11 protein-coding genes are annotated in these 12,596 nt (G+C 64.1%); 3 read left to right on the top strand and 8 right to left on the bottom strand.

The features are described 5' to 3' along the window. Positions 1-16 precede the first annotated feature (16 nt). The 4 genes from HU230_RS13060 to HU230_RS13045 all read right to left on the bottom strand — a co-directional run bounded on the left by HU230_RS13060 (position 17) and on the right by HU230_RS13045 (position 4,445). Entirely contained in the window at positions 17-1,117 is a 1,101-nt protein-coding gene (locus HU230_RS13060) for an ABC transporter ATP-binding protein (RefSeq protein ID WP_176531312.1), read from the bottom strand. Between the two features lie 20 nt (positions 1,118-1,137). Next, positions 1,138-2,049: a carbohydrate ABC transporter permease gene (locus tag HU230_RS13055; protein ID WP_176531313.1), complete on the bottom strand. Its 912-nt coding sequence runs from the start codon at positions 2,047-2,049 to the stop codon at positions 1,138-1,140. After that, positions 2,049-2,987, bottom strand: coding sequence for a carbohydrate ABC transporter permease (locus HU230_RS13050; RefSeq protein ID WP_176531314.1), 939 nt, complete (start codon positions 2,985-2,987; stop codon positions 2,049-2,051). Before HU230_RS13050 ends, HU230_RS13055 begins: the two co-directional genes overlap by 1 nt. 117 nt (positions 2,988-3,104) lie before the next feature. After that, entirely contained in the window at positions 3,105-4,445 is a 1,341-nt protein-coding gene (locus tag HU230_RS13045; protein ID WP_176531315.1) for an ABC transporter substrate-binding protein, read from the bottom strand. A gap of 454 nt (positions 4,446-4,899) precedes the next feature. On the opposite strand from HU230_RS13045, the gene HU230_RS13040 reads away from it, so the two are divergent. Further along, positions 4,900-5,652 carry a Spy/CpxP family protein refolding chaperone gene (locus HU230_RS13040; protein ID WP_420840862.1) on the top strand — a complete coding sequence of 251 codons (753 nt, stop codon included), beginning with the start codon at positions 4,900-4,902 and terminating at the stop codon, positions 5,650-5,652. Positions 5,653-5,914: 262 nt separating this feature from the next. Here HU230_RS13040 and HU230_RS13035 read toward each other — a convergent pair whose 3' ends face one another. Genes HU230_RS13035 through HU230_RS13025 form a run of 3 tightly spaced genes read right to left on the bottom strand, consistent with a single transcriptional unit; the run spans position 5,915 to position 8,946 of the window. Continuing rightward, positions 5,915-6,316, bottom strand: a complete 402-nt coding sequence (locus HU230_RS13035) for a VOC family protein (protein ID WP_176531316.1) — start codon at positions 6,314-6,316, stop codon at positions 5,915-5,917. Positions 6,317-6,340: 24 nt separating this feature from the next. Continuing rightward, the gene (locus HU230_RS13030; RefSeq protein WP_176531317.1) at positions 6,341-7,528 is read right to left on the bottom strand and encodes an acyl-CoA dehydrogenase family protein; all 1,188 of its coding nucleotides are present in this window, start codon (positions 7,526-7,528) and stop codon (positions 6,341-6,343) included. 11 nt (positions 7,529-7,539) lie between these two features. Continuing rightward, the gene (locus HU230_RS13025; RefSeq protein ID WP_176531318.1) at positions 7,540-8,946 is read right to left on the bottom strand and encodes an MFS transporter; all 1,407 of its coding nucleotides are present in this window, start codon (positions 8,944-8,946) and stop codon (positions 7,540-7,542) included. 267 nt (positions 8,947-9,213) lie between these two features. Here HU230_RS13025 and HU230_RS13020 point away from each other — a divergent pair, with 267 nt between their 5' ends. Both HU230_RS13020 and HU230_RS13015 read left to right on the top strand, forming a co-directional pair. Next, positions 9,214-9,465 carry a PilZ domain-containing protein gene (locus tag HU230_RS13020; protein ID WP_176531319.1) on the top strand — a complete coding sequence of 84 codons (252 nt, stop codon included), beginning with the start codon at positions 9,214-9,216 and terminating at the stop codon, positions 9,463-9,465. An 82-nt stretch (positions 9,466-9,547) separates the two neighbouring features. Beyond that, positions 9,548-10,279 (top strand): adenylate/guanylate cyclase domain-containing protein, encoded by a 732-nt coding sequence (locus tag HU230_RS13015; RefSeq protein WP_176531320.1) that lies wholly within the window; start codon positions 9,548-9,550, stop codon positions 10,277-10,279. Between the two features lie 142 nt (positions 10,280-10,421). On the opposite strand, the gene HU230_RS13010 is transcribed toward HU230_RS13015, so the two are convergent. Continuing rightward, positions 10,422-12,491, bottom strand: a complete 2,070-nt coding sequence (locus tag HU230_RS13010) for an ATP-dependent helicase (RefSeq protein WP_176531321.1) — start codon at positions 12,489-12,491, stop codon at positions 10,422-10,424. Positions 12,492-12,596: the final 105 nt, after the last annotated feature.

The following is a 12,596-nucleotide window of genomic DNA, read 5'->3' as shown; positions in this document are numbered from 1 at the left end:
AGGTTCTTGTGCGCCGTCAAAGCACGGCGCCGGTCACCTCGTTTAGCAAATGCATATTGTTGAGGTCCACAGCCAATCGGAGCGGGCTGCCATCCCGCGCGCCGGCATTGGGATTGACCCGGCCGCAGAGCTGGGAGCCCTCGAGCGTGAAGTAGACCAGCGTCTCCATGCCCATCGGCTCCGTGACGTCGAGCATCGCATCGAACGGCTCGATGCCGGGCTCGGCGTGCGGCCGCGCCTCCATGATATGCTCGGGTCGCAGACCCAGCAGCAGCTTGTCGGTGCGGGAAAGGGCCTGGTAGCGGGCGGCGCGCGCCGGCGGCAGCGGGAAGGAGAGCCGATCGGTCAGCCGCACGTTGAGCTTGCCGCCGACGTCCTCGAGCCGGCACGGAACGAAATTCATCGCGGGCGAGCCGATGAAGCTCGCGACGAAGCGGGTCGCCGGCTTGTGATACAGCTCGTTGGGCGTGCCGATCTGCTCGATCCTGCCGTGGTTCATCACCACCACGCGGTCGGCCAGCGTCATCGCCTCGACCTGGTCATGGGTGACGTAGACGGTAGTGGTGCGGACCTTCTGGTGCACCTTCTTGATCTCGATCCGCATCTGCACGCGCAGCTTGGCGTCGAGGTTGGACAGCGGCTCGTCGAACAGGAACACCTTCGGGTTGCGCACGATCGCGCGTCCCATCGCGACGCGCTGGCGCTGGCCGCCGGAGAGCTGCTTCGGCTTGCGGTCGATCAGGTCGGTGATGTCGAGCATGCGGGCGGCTTCCGTCACCCGGCTCTTGATCTCGGCCTTGGGGTAGTGCTTGAGCCGCAGCCCGAACGACATGTTCTCGGCGACGGTCATGTGTGGATACAGCGCATAGTTCTGGAACACCATTGCGATGTCACGGTCCTTCGGCGGCACGTCGTTGACGACATCGCCGCCGATCATGATATCGCCGTCGGAAATGTCCTCGAGGCCGGCGATCATCCGCAGCGTCGTCGACTTGCCGCAGCCGCTCGGCCCGACCAGCACCACGAACTCATGGTCGGCGATATCGAGGTCGATGCCGCGCACCGCCTCGACCTCGTCGTAACGTTTCACCACCTTGCGCAAACTGACGTCGGCCATGAATCCTACCTTTGTCGCGTTCAACCTTTTGTCGCACCGGCGGTCAGGCCGGCAATGTAGTAGTCCATCAGGAAGGCGTAGATGATCAGCGGCGGCGCGGCGCCGAGCAGGGCGCCGGTCATGATCTGCCCCCAGTTGAAGACGTCGCCCTTGATCAGGGTCGTGATGATGCCGACCGGCAGCACAAGCTGATCGGTCGAGGTGGTGAACACCAGGGGATAGAGGAACTGGGCCCAGGAGACGGTGAAGGCAAAGATCGTCGCCGCGATCAGGCCGGGCAGGGCGACCGGGATGAAGATCCGGGTCAGCGTCTGGAACCAGCTCGCGCCGTCGATGATCGCGGCCTCATCGAGCTCCTTCGGGATCGAGGCGAAATAGCCGATCATGATCCAGGTGCAGAACGGCACCGTCAGCGTCGGGTAAATGAACAGCAGCACATACCAGCGGTTGATGAGCTGAATGCCGGTCCAGTCGCCGATTACCGCGAACATCTTGAACAGCGGGATGAACAGCAGGCTGTCCGGAATGAGATAGGTGAGGAACACCCCGGTCGCGAGCGTCGCCGAGCCCCAGAACTTCATCCGCGCCAGCGCAAAGGCAGCCGGCACGCTGATCAGCATCGTGATGGTGACCACGATGATCGAGACCCAGGCCGAATTCCAAAAGAAGCGCAGGAACTGGTTCGACGTCAGGAGCTGAACGTAGTTCTCGAGTGTCGGGTGGTAGACCCACCACGGATTGGTCGCCGCCGAGATCTCCGCGCTGCCTTTCAGGGAGGTGATCAGCATGTAGAGCGGCGGCACCAGCGAGAAGATCGCAAACAGCGTCAGGAAGAAATAGGACCAGCGTAGCGCCCAGGTCCGGTCGCGGCTCATGCTGCCGTATTTGACCTTGCGGGTCGGTCCCGACTTGTCGATCGTCACCGTGCTCATCAGGATTCATTCCCGCGTTTGGTGATGTCGCGCAGGATGAAGATCGCCGCGACCGCGAGGATCGGCACCATGAACAGCGAGACGCTGGCGCCGAGCGGAATGTCGCTGCCCTCGATGCCGACGCGGAACGCCCAGGTGGCGAAGATGTGAGTGTGGTCGAGCGGCCCGCCCGCGGTCAGGATGCGCACGATGTCGAAATTGGCGAAGGTTACGATCAGCGAGAACAGCGTCGTGATCGCGATGATGTTGCGCATCATCGGCAAGGTCACGTACCAGATCCGCTGCCACCAATTGGCGCCGTCGATCGCGGCCGCCTCATAGAGCTGCTCGGGCACCGATTTCAGCGCCGCCAGATACATGATCATGAAGAACGGCGCGCCGTACCAGACATTGACCAGGATCACCGAGAAGCGCGCCCACATCGCGTCGCCGGTCCACGGGATTGGCCCGAGGCCGAAGAACGCAAGCGTGTAGTTGAAGGCGCTGTAGGACGGGTCGAACAGCCACAGCCAAGCCAGCGTGCTCATCGCCGGCGGGATCACCCATGGCACCAGCAGCATGCCGCGCCATTTGCGCTGCTTGTTGGCGGGAACATTGTGCACGAAATGCGCGACGATGAAACCGATCAGCGCTTTGAAGACCACCGCCGATATCGCAAAGATGCAGGATTGCTTGACCACCAGCCAGAAGGTTTCGCGCTTGAACAGGAACTCGAAATTGCCGAAGCCGACGAACTTCGTCATCGCCTTGTTCAGCGTCGCCAGATGCAGGGAATAGAGGGCCGGATAGATCACGAGCACGGCGATCAGGAGGATCAGCGGCAGCGTCATCAGGAATGCTGACATCGACTTGCGCCGCAGCGCGTTGCGCAGGCCGGCGCGCCTTCGCCCTGTCGGGGCCGCAGCTGTGCGGTTGGATTGGAATGCGACATCAACCATTACGCAGGTTCCTCGCGCGGGTTGGTTGCACGGCTCGCCGGTCCGGCGGTTGGTCTATAAAGACGAGACCACGCGCGGCCAGCACGATCGGCGGCCGCGCGCGAACTCGTCCGTTCGTCAGCTTCGCATGAAGCCTTCGCACTCGCCTTCGGCCCAGGCGAGCGTCTTTTCCAGGCCTTCACCCTGGTAGTAGCGCAGGCACATCTTGGTCAGGGTGGCCTGGAAGTAGATCTGCTGCGCGACCTTGGGCGGCGCGGGCGATGCCGCGATCGACAGCGTCTGATGATGGTAGGGATTCGGATAGTGGTAGAGCGTGCCCTTTGGCGGCGCTTCCTCAGCCCAAACCTTCAACGTTGTGAGCTTTTCGTAGGCCGGCAGGTCATATCCGCCGCTCGCGACCACCATCTTTTCGATCGATGCGGGTTGCGACAGGAAGGACAGCAGGCTCTTCGCCGCTTCCTTGTTCTTCGAGAACGACCAGATCGACCAGAAGAACGGCAAATAGGGCGCGAAGCGTCCCTTCGGCCCGGCCGGGAACCCATGTGTCCAGCATTGCTCTGCGACCTGCGGAGCATCGCGCTTGGCGACCGCCCAGGCGCTCGGCGGGTTCATGATCATCGCACCCCTGCCCGAGACCAGCCACTTGTTGTTGGAGGCATCGTCCCATGCGGAAACATCGGGCGGCAGGAAAGCGAGAAGTTTCTTGTAGAATTCGAGCGACTGGCGCACCGCGTCGGTCTTTACGGTGAGGTTGCCCTTGGCGTCGACCAGTTGCGCACCGAACGACTGAAAGATCGCGCCGGCAGTATCGACGCTGTCGCTGGTTTCGCCGAGACCGATGCCGAACGGGAAGCCGGCCTTGTGGCAGGCTTCAGCCGCCTTGAGGAACGTATCGAGGGTCCAGTTGTCCGCTTTCGGGGGGCTTCCGGCCGGATACATTTCCTGCACGTCGATATTGGCATACTTCTTCATCAGGTCGATGCGCGAGCAGGGACCCTTGATCTGGCTGCCGACGCTGGCGGGAACGCCGAGCCATTTGCCGTCGGCCTGGCCGAGATACTTCACTGTACCGTTGACGTCGCCGTTCAGCTTGATGAGCGGGTCCATGATGTCGTTGACCGGCTCAAGCAGTTCGGCATTGGACTGGGGCCACCACGTCGGCATCTGGAAGATATCGTGACCGGACTTCGCCTGCGCCTCGGCGGCGATGGTGACGATGTTCTTGTTGCCCTGGCTGGTGATGTAGTCGATCTCGACCTCGACTTTTTCCTTGGCGCCCCATTCCTTGACGAGTTCGGTGGACGCACTGTTCGCGCCCGGCACCCAATGATCCCAGAAGCCCATCGTGAGCTTTCCGGCTGCGTAGGCGCCACGTACGTAGGGGGCTGTAATGAGCGCCGCCGATGACAGCGCTGTCGCTGCAACGAATTCTCGGCGCGAAAGCTTCTTCCGTGACATGGCATTCCCTCCCTGGTAGCCGACGGACAAAAGACTTCTTGAATCCCGTTGTTGTTTTTGTGCGTCGCGTTCGCGCGACGTCGCGGGATTTCGTTCACAGTGATCAGAACAGAATTGCCGGCTGCTGTCGAGAAACGAGATGCCCGTGCCACGTAGTACTAACGTTGTGGTCAAATCGCAGGCAGTGTCATCGGCATCACTGCAGTTGCCCCTGGTTTGCCGCGCGTCCGGTGATCATGCTGCGACGCACGCGGAGGTCGGCGCGGCGATGCTTGTAGACGATGCGCGGTTGAGCCGCAGGTTTCCGACCAAGCCCTGACCGAGCCGTGTTCCGCCATGTTGATGGCCGGCGCGACCGATAGACTTGCCGAAGCCGGAAACGATAAACTCCGGATTCGTCGACCCTGCCCGCCGCGTCAGTCCAATTCACACAATCGATCACGGAGACCCGATCATGCTCATCCCGGTAGCGAAGCTGCGAGCGCAATGGAAATTGTGCGCCGCGGTTGGGGCCGCCGCCGTCACGCTGCTTGCAGTGCCTCACATGGTCGATGCGCAGATCGTGCAGGGCGTCGAAAACGGCGCGCGCGAAGGCAACAAGGCCGCCGGACCGGTTGGCGGCGTTCTGGGCGGAGCAATCGGCGGCGTCGTCGGGGTGGTGACCGGCGTGACCGGGGTCTTGACCGGTAACAACAACGCCAACCCCAATGCCGGCAACGGCAAGAATGCACAGGCTCCGGCGTCCGGTGACAAGCAGGGCGCCAAGGCCGCCAAATCGGCCAAGGCCGCCGCCAAGGACAAGGGTGCGAAGCAAGCGCCGACCGTGCTGACCCAGGCCGGCGCACCGCAGCTCACGGCCGAACAGATCGTCGCGAACAGCGACGCCAACATCGAGCGGATCAAGAAGGAGCTCAACCTGACGCCGGAGCAGGAGAAGAATTGGGCCGGCTTCAACAGTGCGATGCACTATCTCGGGCACAATGGCGCCGATCGCCTCAACCTGCGCATTGCCCGCGCGCAGCGCGATCCGCCTGACGACATCATCGAGCAGATGCGCAATGAGGCCCAGTTCCTCAATGACCGCGCCGTCGATCAGCGCGGCGTCGCCGACGCCGCCGAGCCGCTCTATGCGAGCCTCGACGACAAGCAGAAACAAATCTTCATCAACGAAATGGTCCGCCTCAGCCACGAACGCGGGCTGGACTAGGGTCATTTCCGACAGCGAAGTGGGGACGAATAGCCGGGCCACCAAGCCCTGGGGTAGGTTAAAGGCGCAGCACCCCGGCTATTCTGCCGCAGCGGCGCGGCCTGGCTAATTCGTCATTCAATGTTGAAGAAAAACGGACCGGATCACGCCCGAGTGATGGCCGAGTCAGGGCCTTGTCGGGAACCGTCTTGCTGACATGAAGATTTGGCCGGCACATGCGCCGGCCAATTGTTGAGCAGCGGAATAATCCGGCGAAGGCTGTTCAGCCCTTCGGGAAGTTCAGCTCCACGCCGACGCCGTCGGGATCGTAGAGGAATATCTGAGTGTCGCCGGTGCGCGGCACGATCTGCTCGCGGAAGCTGACGTTCTTCGCCTGCAGGCGTTTGCGCACGGCGTCGACGTCGGTGGCGGCGAAGGCAATATGATCGAGCCGCCCGGTGTCCTCATATTTCTTCTCGGTGCCGCGCACCACGATGCCGTCGCGCGGTTTGCGAGTGCCCATTAAATGGACAGTGGCCTGGCCGCCGGAATAGAGCCAGTAGCCGGGGAAATCGAGCGGCGGACGATCGCCATTCTCGAGCCCGAGCACATCGCAATAGAACGCCTTGGTCTTCTCCAGGTCCTGCGGTTCGATCGTGAAATGCTGTAGTCCACCCAGTGGCATGGTTCTTCTCCCTGAGAAATCGGGTTAAACGAAGCTGAGGTCGGCATCGACGCCCAGCATCCAGGCGCCGACGGTCTCGAAATGGCTGAAGCGCCCCTGCAGTTGCTGGGTCACGGTGTGGATGTCGCGGAAGCGCCGCTCCAACGGATGGCCGTCGAAGATCGCGGTGGCGCCGGCCGTGTTGTAGGCAAAGTCGACGGCTTCCCGCGCCTTGTGGATGGCGTGCGTTGCCGCCATCCGGATCGTCATGCGCTGCGCGACCGTAATGCTGTGCCCGGCAACCAGGTCCTGCCAGATATCCGCCATCGACTGCAGCAGGAAGGCGCGGGCGGCGCGCAGATTGACTTCGGCCTGGGCGAGGCCGGATTGCACCACGGCATTGTCGCGCAGCGTCTTCTTCATGCCGCGCGGCATCTTATTGCGGGCGATATCGACGAAATTATCCAGTGCGCTGCGCGCAATGCCGCAGGCGACCCCGGCGAAGCCGACCTGATAGCAGGTGTGGTTGCTCATCCGGTACAGCGGACCATTCTCGCGGCATTCGCGATCGAATTCGCGGGTGATCGAATGGTCCGCGCGGACGAAGACGTCGTTGAGCGCGAACTGGTCGCTGGCAGTGCCGCGCAGCCCGACCGTGTTCCAGATGTCGGTCCATTCGACGTGTTCGGTCCGCACCAGCATGGTGCGCTCGACCTGCTCGCCATTGACGTCGCGGCGCGGCGAGCCGTCCGCCGCATAGACCGGGCAGTGGGCGCCTAGCCAGGTGGCGTGCCGCCCGCCGGAGGCAAACGACCAGACCCCGGTGACGCGGTAGCCGCCCGCGCACTCGACCGCCTTGACCTTGGGGCCGGGTCCCCAGGCCAGCACGGCGCGCGGATCGGCAAACATCTCCTGCGCGACCGGCAGGTCGAGATAGGCCGCCGACATCGCACAGCCGCCGGCCTGGCTCAGGCACCACGCCGTCGAGGCATCGGCCTTGGCGATGGTCTCGATGACATGGAAGAAGGTGACGGGATCGGTTTCGATCCCCTCGGTCGAGCGCGGCAACAGCAGGCGGAACAGCCGCGCCTCATGCAGCCGGTCGAGCAGATCGGGCGGCAGGCGGCGGGACGTCTCGATCTCGTCGGAGGCGGCTGCAACCGCGTCCCTGATTGCCTCGGCGCGGGCGATCACGTCGCGATCGCCGGCAAGATCGGCAGCAGTCACGCTCATATTCACCTCCCTCAGGCGCGCCGGATCGTTGCGGCGGCCGCGACGTCGGCGGTCGCATTGAGCTCCTTGTCGATCTGCTCGATCGACTTGCCCCGGGTCTCGAGCCCGAAGAACAGATAGACGGCGCCCGCCATCAGGAACCAGCAGCCGAGATAGACGAAGGCGGTCGGGATCTGGGTGAGCGGTACATCCGGCTTGAGGTAGTTGTTCGAGCCGACGATCAGGGCAAGCCCGACCGGCCCGATGATCTTGCCGATGCCGCCGAAGCCGTAGGCCGATCCCATCCCCGTGGTGCGCAGATGCGACGGCCAGACCTCCGCGGCATAGGGCCCGACGATCGCAAAGCCGCCATCGGCGAAGAAGAACGCGGCGCCGAGCAGCAGCCAGAATGCCGACATGCCGAACAGCGTCGCGTCGTAGTGATAGCCGGCAATGATGGTCAGCGCGCCGGCGCCGAAGCCGAGCAGGCCGCCGGCGATGCGCCGTCCCAGCAGTTCCGAGAAGTAGGAGAACGAGATGCGTCCGAGGAAACCGGTGATGCTGAGCAGGATCATCATCTTGGCGGCCTCCTGCGGCGAGACCTTCAGGAGCAGCACGAACAGCGCGGGCGCCCACAGCGTGATGCCGTAGACGCCGGTCTGCGCCCCGGCATTGCCGAGCCAGGAGACGATCAGGCTGCGCGGATACTTGAACAGGTCGAACCAGCTTGTCTTGACGATTGGGCCGGCGTCGGCCGCGCTCGGCAACGGCAGCTCCGATGGCGGCACCTGCAGCGCCCAAGCCAGCGACTTGCGGGCTTCGTCATAGCGTCCCTGCCGGCACAGCCAGCGCGGCGACTCCGGAACCCAGAGCCGGACCAGCAGCACCAGGACAGCGGGCAGCACGCCGATCGCAAACAGTAGCCGCCACTGATCGGTGCCCATGACCGCGCCGAGCACCGCGCCGAGCCCGACGCCGAGCGGGATCACGCAGGTGACGAGCCCGCCGACCCAGCCGCGCTTGTGAGAGGGCATGAACTCCTGCACCAGCGGCAGGTCGACGCAATAAAGTCCGCCGACGCCGGTGCCGACGAAGAAGCGCAGGATCGCCAGATAGACCCAGCCATTGTCGGGCGTGAAATAGAGCAGGCCGGTCGCGGTCGAGAAATTCAGCACGGTGCCGATGAAGACGATGCGGCGCCCGACCCGGTCGGCGAGCCAGCCCCACAGATAGGCGCCGAGGATGGCACCGATGCCGGAGCTCATCAGCACGGTGGCCGACTGGCCAAAGGTGAGTTTCCACGGCCCGATCAGGAATGCGAGCACAAAGCCGATCAGGAAGTAGTCGAAGAACTCCAGCGCATCGCCGATGATGGCCGCCGCAAGGATCTTGATCTGGTTGCCGGTCAGAGTCGTCCGGCGATCGAGAATCTCGAACATGGCGCGTCTCCCCATGGCGCCTGTTCGTTGTTGTTGGGAGCGTGCGTCGCGCCAGCGCATCGCCCATAGGGTGAGGCTATCCTCGCGCTGTCGCGAACGGCAAGCCCGCACCGACGCGGGGCTCATCTGCACGGGTGCGATAAGCAATTCGGCTTACTGCTGCGCACAAATCGTGGTGCGAAAGCCTGATGCGGGCCGCAGGAGCCGTTGACTCCTGCGATGCCGATCGCCCACGTTTGCGTGAGGAACGCTTGAGGGGGAAGCCGGGTGGACGAAAAGCGCAAGCATCCGCGAACCGAGGTCAATGAACCCGGCTATGTCTCGTCGGGCGGTTCGGTCATGCGTTGCACGATCGTGAATATGTCGCCGGAGGGGGCCGCCATCGAGGTCGAGAATCCGGCCTTCGTCCCGCACCGATTCCGCCTGGTGATGGCCCGGGACGCCTCGGTTGTCTATGACTGCCAGGTGATCTGGAGCAAGAAGACGCGGATTGGAGTGAGTTTCGTGACGACCGCCTGAGCGCGGCAATCTCGTGGGGACGCCATGACCGACCGAGCCAGGCTGGGGTGGTTTCGTTGCTGGAACAGCAGGTGAGGCGCCGATGACTCCGGAACCCGCAACGATCTGCCTCGGCTGCTGGCAAAACCTGCACATGCCGATCCCGTTGCGCGGTCCCTTGTCGGCGCCGTTCCGCCTGTTCGGTATCCGGCCGAGTCGCATGAACCCGAACACCTGCACGATCTGCGAGATGGCCTTCTCGAAGATCATGAAGGCACGCGCCGTGACCATCGACGCCACCATCCTGTTCGCCGATCTGCGCGGCTACACGACGCTGACGCAGACCATCGCGCAGGACGGGCTGACGTCGCTGCTCGATGCGTTCTACGACGACTGCGCCGCCGCGATCTGGCGCTATGACGGCATTCTCAACAAGACGATCGGCGATGCCGTGTTCGCGATCTTCAATTTTCCGGTGCGCCGGGACGATCATGCGGTGCAGGCCTTGCTGGCAGCGCGCGACATCCAGCGCCGTTTCCAGGAAAGGCGCGACGCCCTGGCGCGGACGATCGGCGCCGGCGACATCGAGCTCGGCATCGGGATCGGGATGGACAGTGGTGACACCAATTTCGGAGAGTTCGGCCAGACCCATCGCGACCTGACGGCTGTCGGCACGGTGGTCAATCGCGCGGCACGTGCCCAGGCGATGGCAAAATCCGGCGAGATCCTGGTCACGACGGCCGTGCGCGATCGAACCCGCGACATGATCACCGCGGCCGGTTCCGATTATACGCTGAAGGGCTTCGACCAGCCGGTTATGCTGTTTTCTGCCTGAATTGACGCAGCGCAAAAAAGACGGCTCCAGCGTGCCATTGCGCGCCGAAGCCGTCGGGATGGTCGTTTGCCGATTACGAACGTCGCCTCAACGCCGAACCGGCGGCTTCGTTCCCGCCCACCTGAAATCCTTTTGAACCGGGTCAGCGCCACATGCCGCGCATCCGGGCGCCGATATCGATCGGCGGCGCGCGGTTGGCGGAGGAGGTCTGCGCGGCCGCAACGCGCGGCCAGCCGGTCCGCTCGAACATCGGCAGCAGTCTTTCCGGGATGAAGCGGGTACGCGAGGCGTACATGTGGCGGTCGCCCTTGGCAGCCTGGCCGTGGACGAAGAAACGCTGCGGCACCAGCAGATGCAGATCGTCCTTGGCGCGGGTCATGGCGACATAGAGCAGGCGGCGCTCCTCCTCGAGTTCAGCCGACGTGCCGGCGCCGAGATCGGAGGGCATGCAGCCGTCGACGACGTTGAGCACGTAGACGGATTTCCATTCCTGCCCCTTGGCGGAGTGGATGGTCGACAGGATCAGATAATCCTCGTCGAGCAGCGGCACGCCGGCCTGGTCGCTGGTCGCATCGGGCGGATCGAGCGTGAGCTCGGTGAGGAAGCGTTCGCGTGACGGATAGCCGGCGGCGATCTGCTCGAGCTGAATGAGGTCGGCGCGGCGGACTTCGCTGTCCTCGTGGATTCGATCGAGATGCGGCTCGTACCAGAGGCGCGCGCGTTCGATGTCGACAGGCCATTCCGAGTAGCGGAGGTTCTCGATCGCCTCGACGAACAGCCGCCAGTCGGCGCCGGCGCGGGGCGGGGCGGGCAGCGCCGCGAGCGCCGCGATCGGATCGGCGGCCTCTGCCATGCGGTCGAGCACGCGCTGCGCCGAGGCCGGCCCGACGCCGGGCAACAGATGCAGGATGCGAAAGCCGGCGACCCGGTCGCGCGGATTCGCGGTGAAGCGCAGCAGCGCCAGCATGTCCTTGACGTGCGCGGCATCGAGGAATTTGAGGCCGCCGAACTTCACGAAGGGAATGTTGCGGCGGGTCAGCTCGACCTCCAGCGGACCGCTGTGCGAGGAGGTGCGGAACAGCACCGCCTGATGCTTCAACAGCGCGCCTTCCTCACGGTTGGCCAGCACCTGCTCGACGATGTAACGGGCTTGATCGGCTTCGTCGCGGATCGTGACGAGCAGCGGCTTGCGGGTCGAGGTCCTGTCGGTCCAGAGGTTCTTGGTGAAGCGTTCCTTGGCGAGCGAGATCACGCCATTGGCGGCCGCCAGGATCGGCTGCGTCGAGCGATAGTTGCGGTCGAGCGTGACGATCTCGGCGGCCGGGCTGAACTGCGCCGGGAAGTCGAGGATGTTGCGCACCGTGGCGGCGCGGAACGAGTAGATCGACTGTGCGTCGTCGCCGACCACGGTGAGCCCGCGTCCGGCCGGCTTGAGCGCGAGCAGGATGGAGGACTGCAGGCGGTTGGTGTCCTGATATTCGTCGACCATCACATGGTCGAAGCGGCCGCCGATCTCCTCGGCCAGCGCAGTGTCCGTCACCATCTGCGCCCAGTAGAGCAGAAGGTCGTCGTAATCGAGCACGTTCTGCCGCTGCTTGGCCTCGACATAGGCCGCAAACAATTGCTTCAACTCGCTGGCCCAGCCGGAGCACCACGGGAAGAACTGGCCCAGCACGGCCTCGATCGGCATCTCCGCGTTCACGCAGCGCGAATAGATCGCAAGGCATGTGCCTTTGGTGGGAAACCGGCTTTCGGTGCGGGAGAAGCCGAGATCGTGGCGGACCAGGTTCATCAGGTCGGCGGAATCCTCACGATCATGGATCGTGAAAGCGGGGTCGAGGGCGATGTGTTCGGCGAATTCCCGGAGCAGCCGCGCGCCGATGCCGTGGAACGTGCCCGCCCAATTCAGCGCATCGGTCATGATCGAGGCGCGATCGCCGAGCACGCGCCGCGCGATGCGTTCGACGCGGCCGGCCATCTCGGCGGCTGCGCGTCGCGAAAAGGTCATCAACAGGATGCGCCGCGGATCGGCGCCCGCGACGATCAGATGCGCGACGCGATGGGCAAGCGTATTGGTCTTGCCGGAGCCCGCGCCCGCGATCACCAGCAGCGGGGCGCCGACGATGCCATCCTTGCCGACCCCGTGCTCGACGGCGCGGCGCTGCTCGGAATTGAGCGCATCGAGATAGGCTGTGTTGGCAAGATCAGGCACGAATCACCCCCCACGAAACGCTAACAGACATTGCGATTCCGTGGAGCCGGCGCACCTCGATGGGAGCAGAGAAATTAGATTGACATTAACGCGCCGCGGAGCACA

It is taken from the genome of Bradyrhizobium quebecense, from assembly GCF_013373795.3.
GTDB classification, from domain to species: domain Bacteria; phylum Pseudomonadota; class Alphaproteobacteria; order Rhizobiales; family Xanthobacteraceae; genus Bradyrhizobium; species Bradyrhizobium quebecense.
The sequence above is the reverse complement of the archived record's forward strand: the minus strand, read 5'-3'. Positions and strand labels throughout refer to the sequence as shown.

Coding starts and splice junctions, on each gene's coding strand:
- HU230_RS13060 (WP_176531312.1), bottom strand. CDS start 1,117: ATGGCCGACGTCAGTTTGCGCAAGGTGGTGAAACGTTACGACGAGGTC.
- HU230_RS13050 (WP_176531314.1), bottom strand. CDS start 2,987: ATGGTTGATGTCGCATTCCAATCCAACCGCACAGCTGCGGCCCCGACA.
- HU230_RS13040 (WP_420840862.1), top strand. CDS start 4,900: ATGCTCATCCCGGTAGCGAAGCTGCGAGCGCAATGGAAATTGTGCGCC.
- HU230_RS13035 (WP_176531316.1), bottom strand. CDS start 6,316: ATGCCACTGGGTGGACTACAGCATTTCACGATCGAACCGCAGGACCTG.
- HU230_RS13015 (WP_176531320.1), top strand. CDS start 9,548: ATGACTCCGGAACCCGCAACGATCTGCCTCGGCTGCTGGCAAAACCTG.
- HU230_RS13055 (WP_176531313.1), bottom strand. CDS start 2,049: ATGAGCACGGTGACGATCGACAAGTCGGGACCGACCCGCAAGGTCAAA.
- HU230_RS13030 (WP_176531317.1), bottom strand. CDS start 7,528: ATGAGCGTGACTGCTGCCGATCTTGCCGGCGATCGCGACGTGATCGCC.
- HU230_RS13045 (WP_176531315.1), bottom strand. CDS start 4,445: ATGTCACGGAAGAAGCTTTCGCGCCGAGAATTCGTTGCAGCGACAGCG.
- HU230_RS13025 (WP_176531318.1), bottom strand. CDS start 8,946: ATGTTCGAGATTCTCGATCGCCGGACGACTCTGACCGGCAACCAGATC.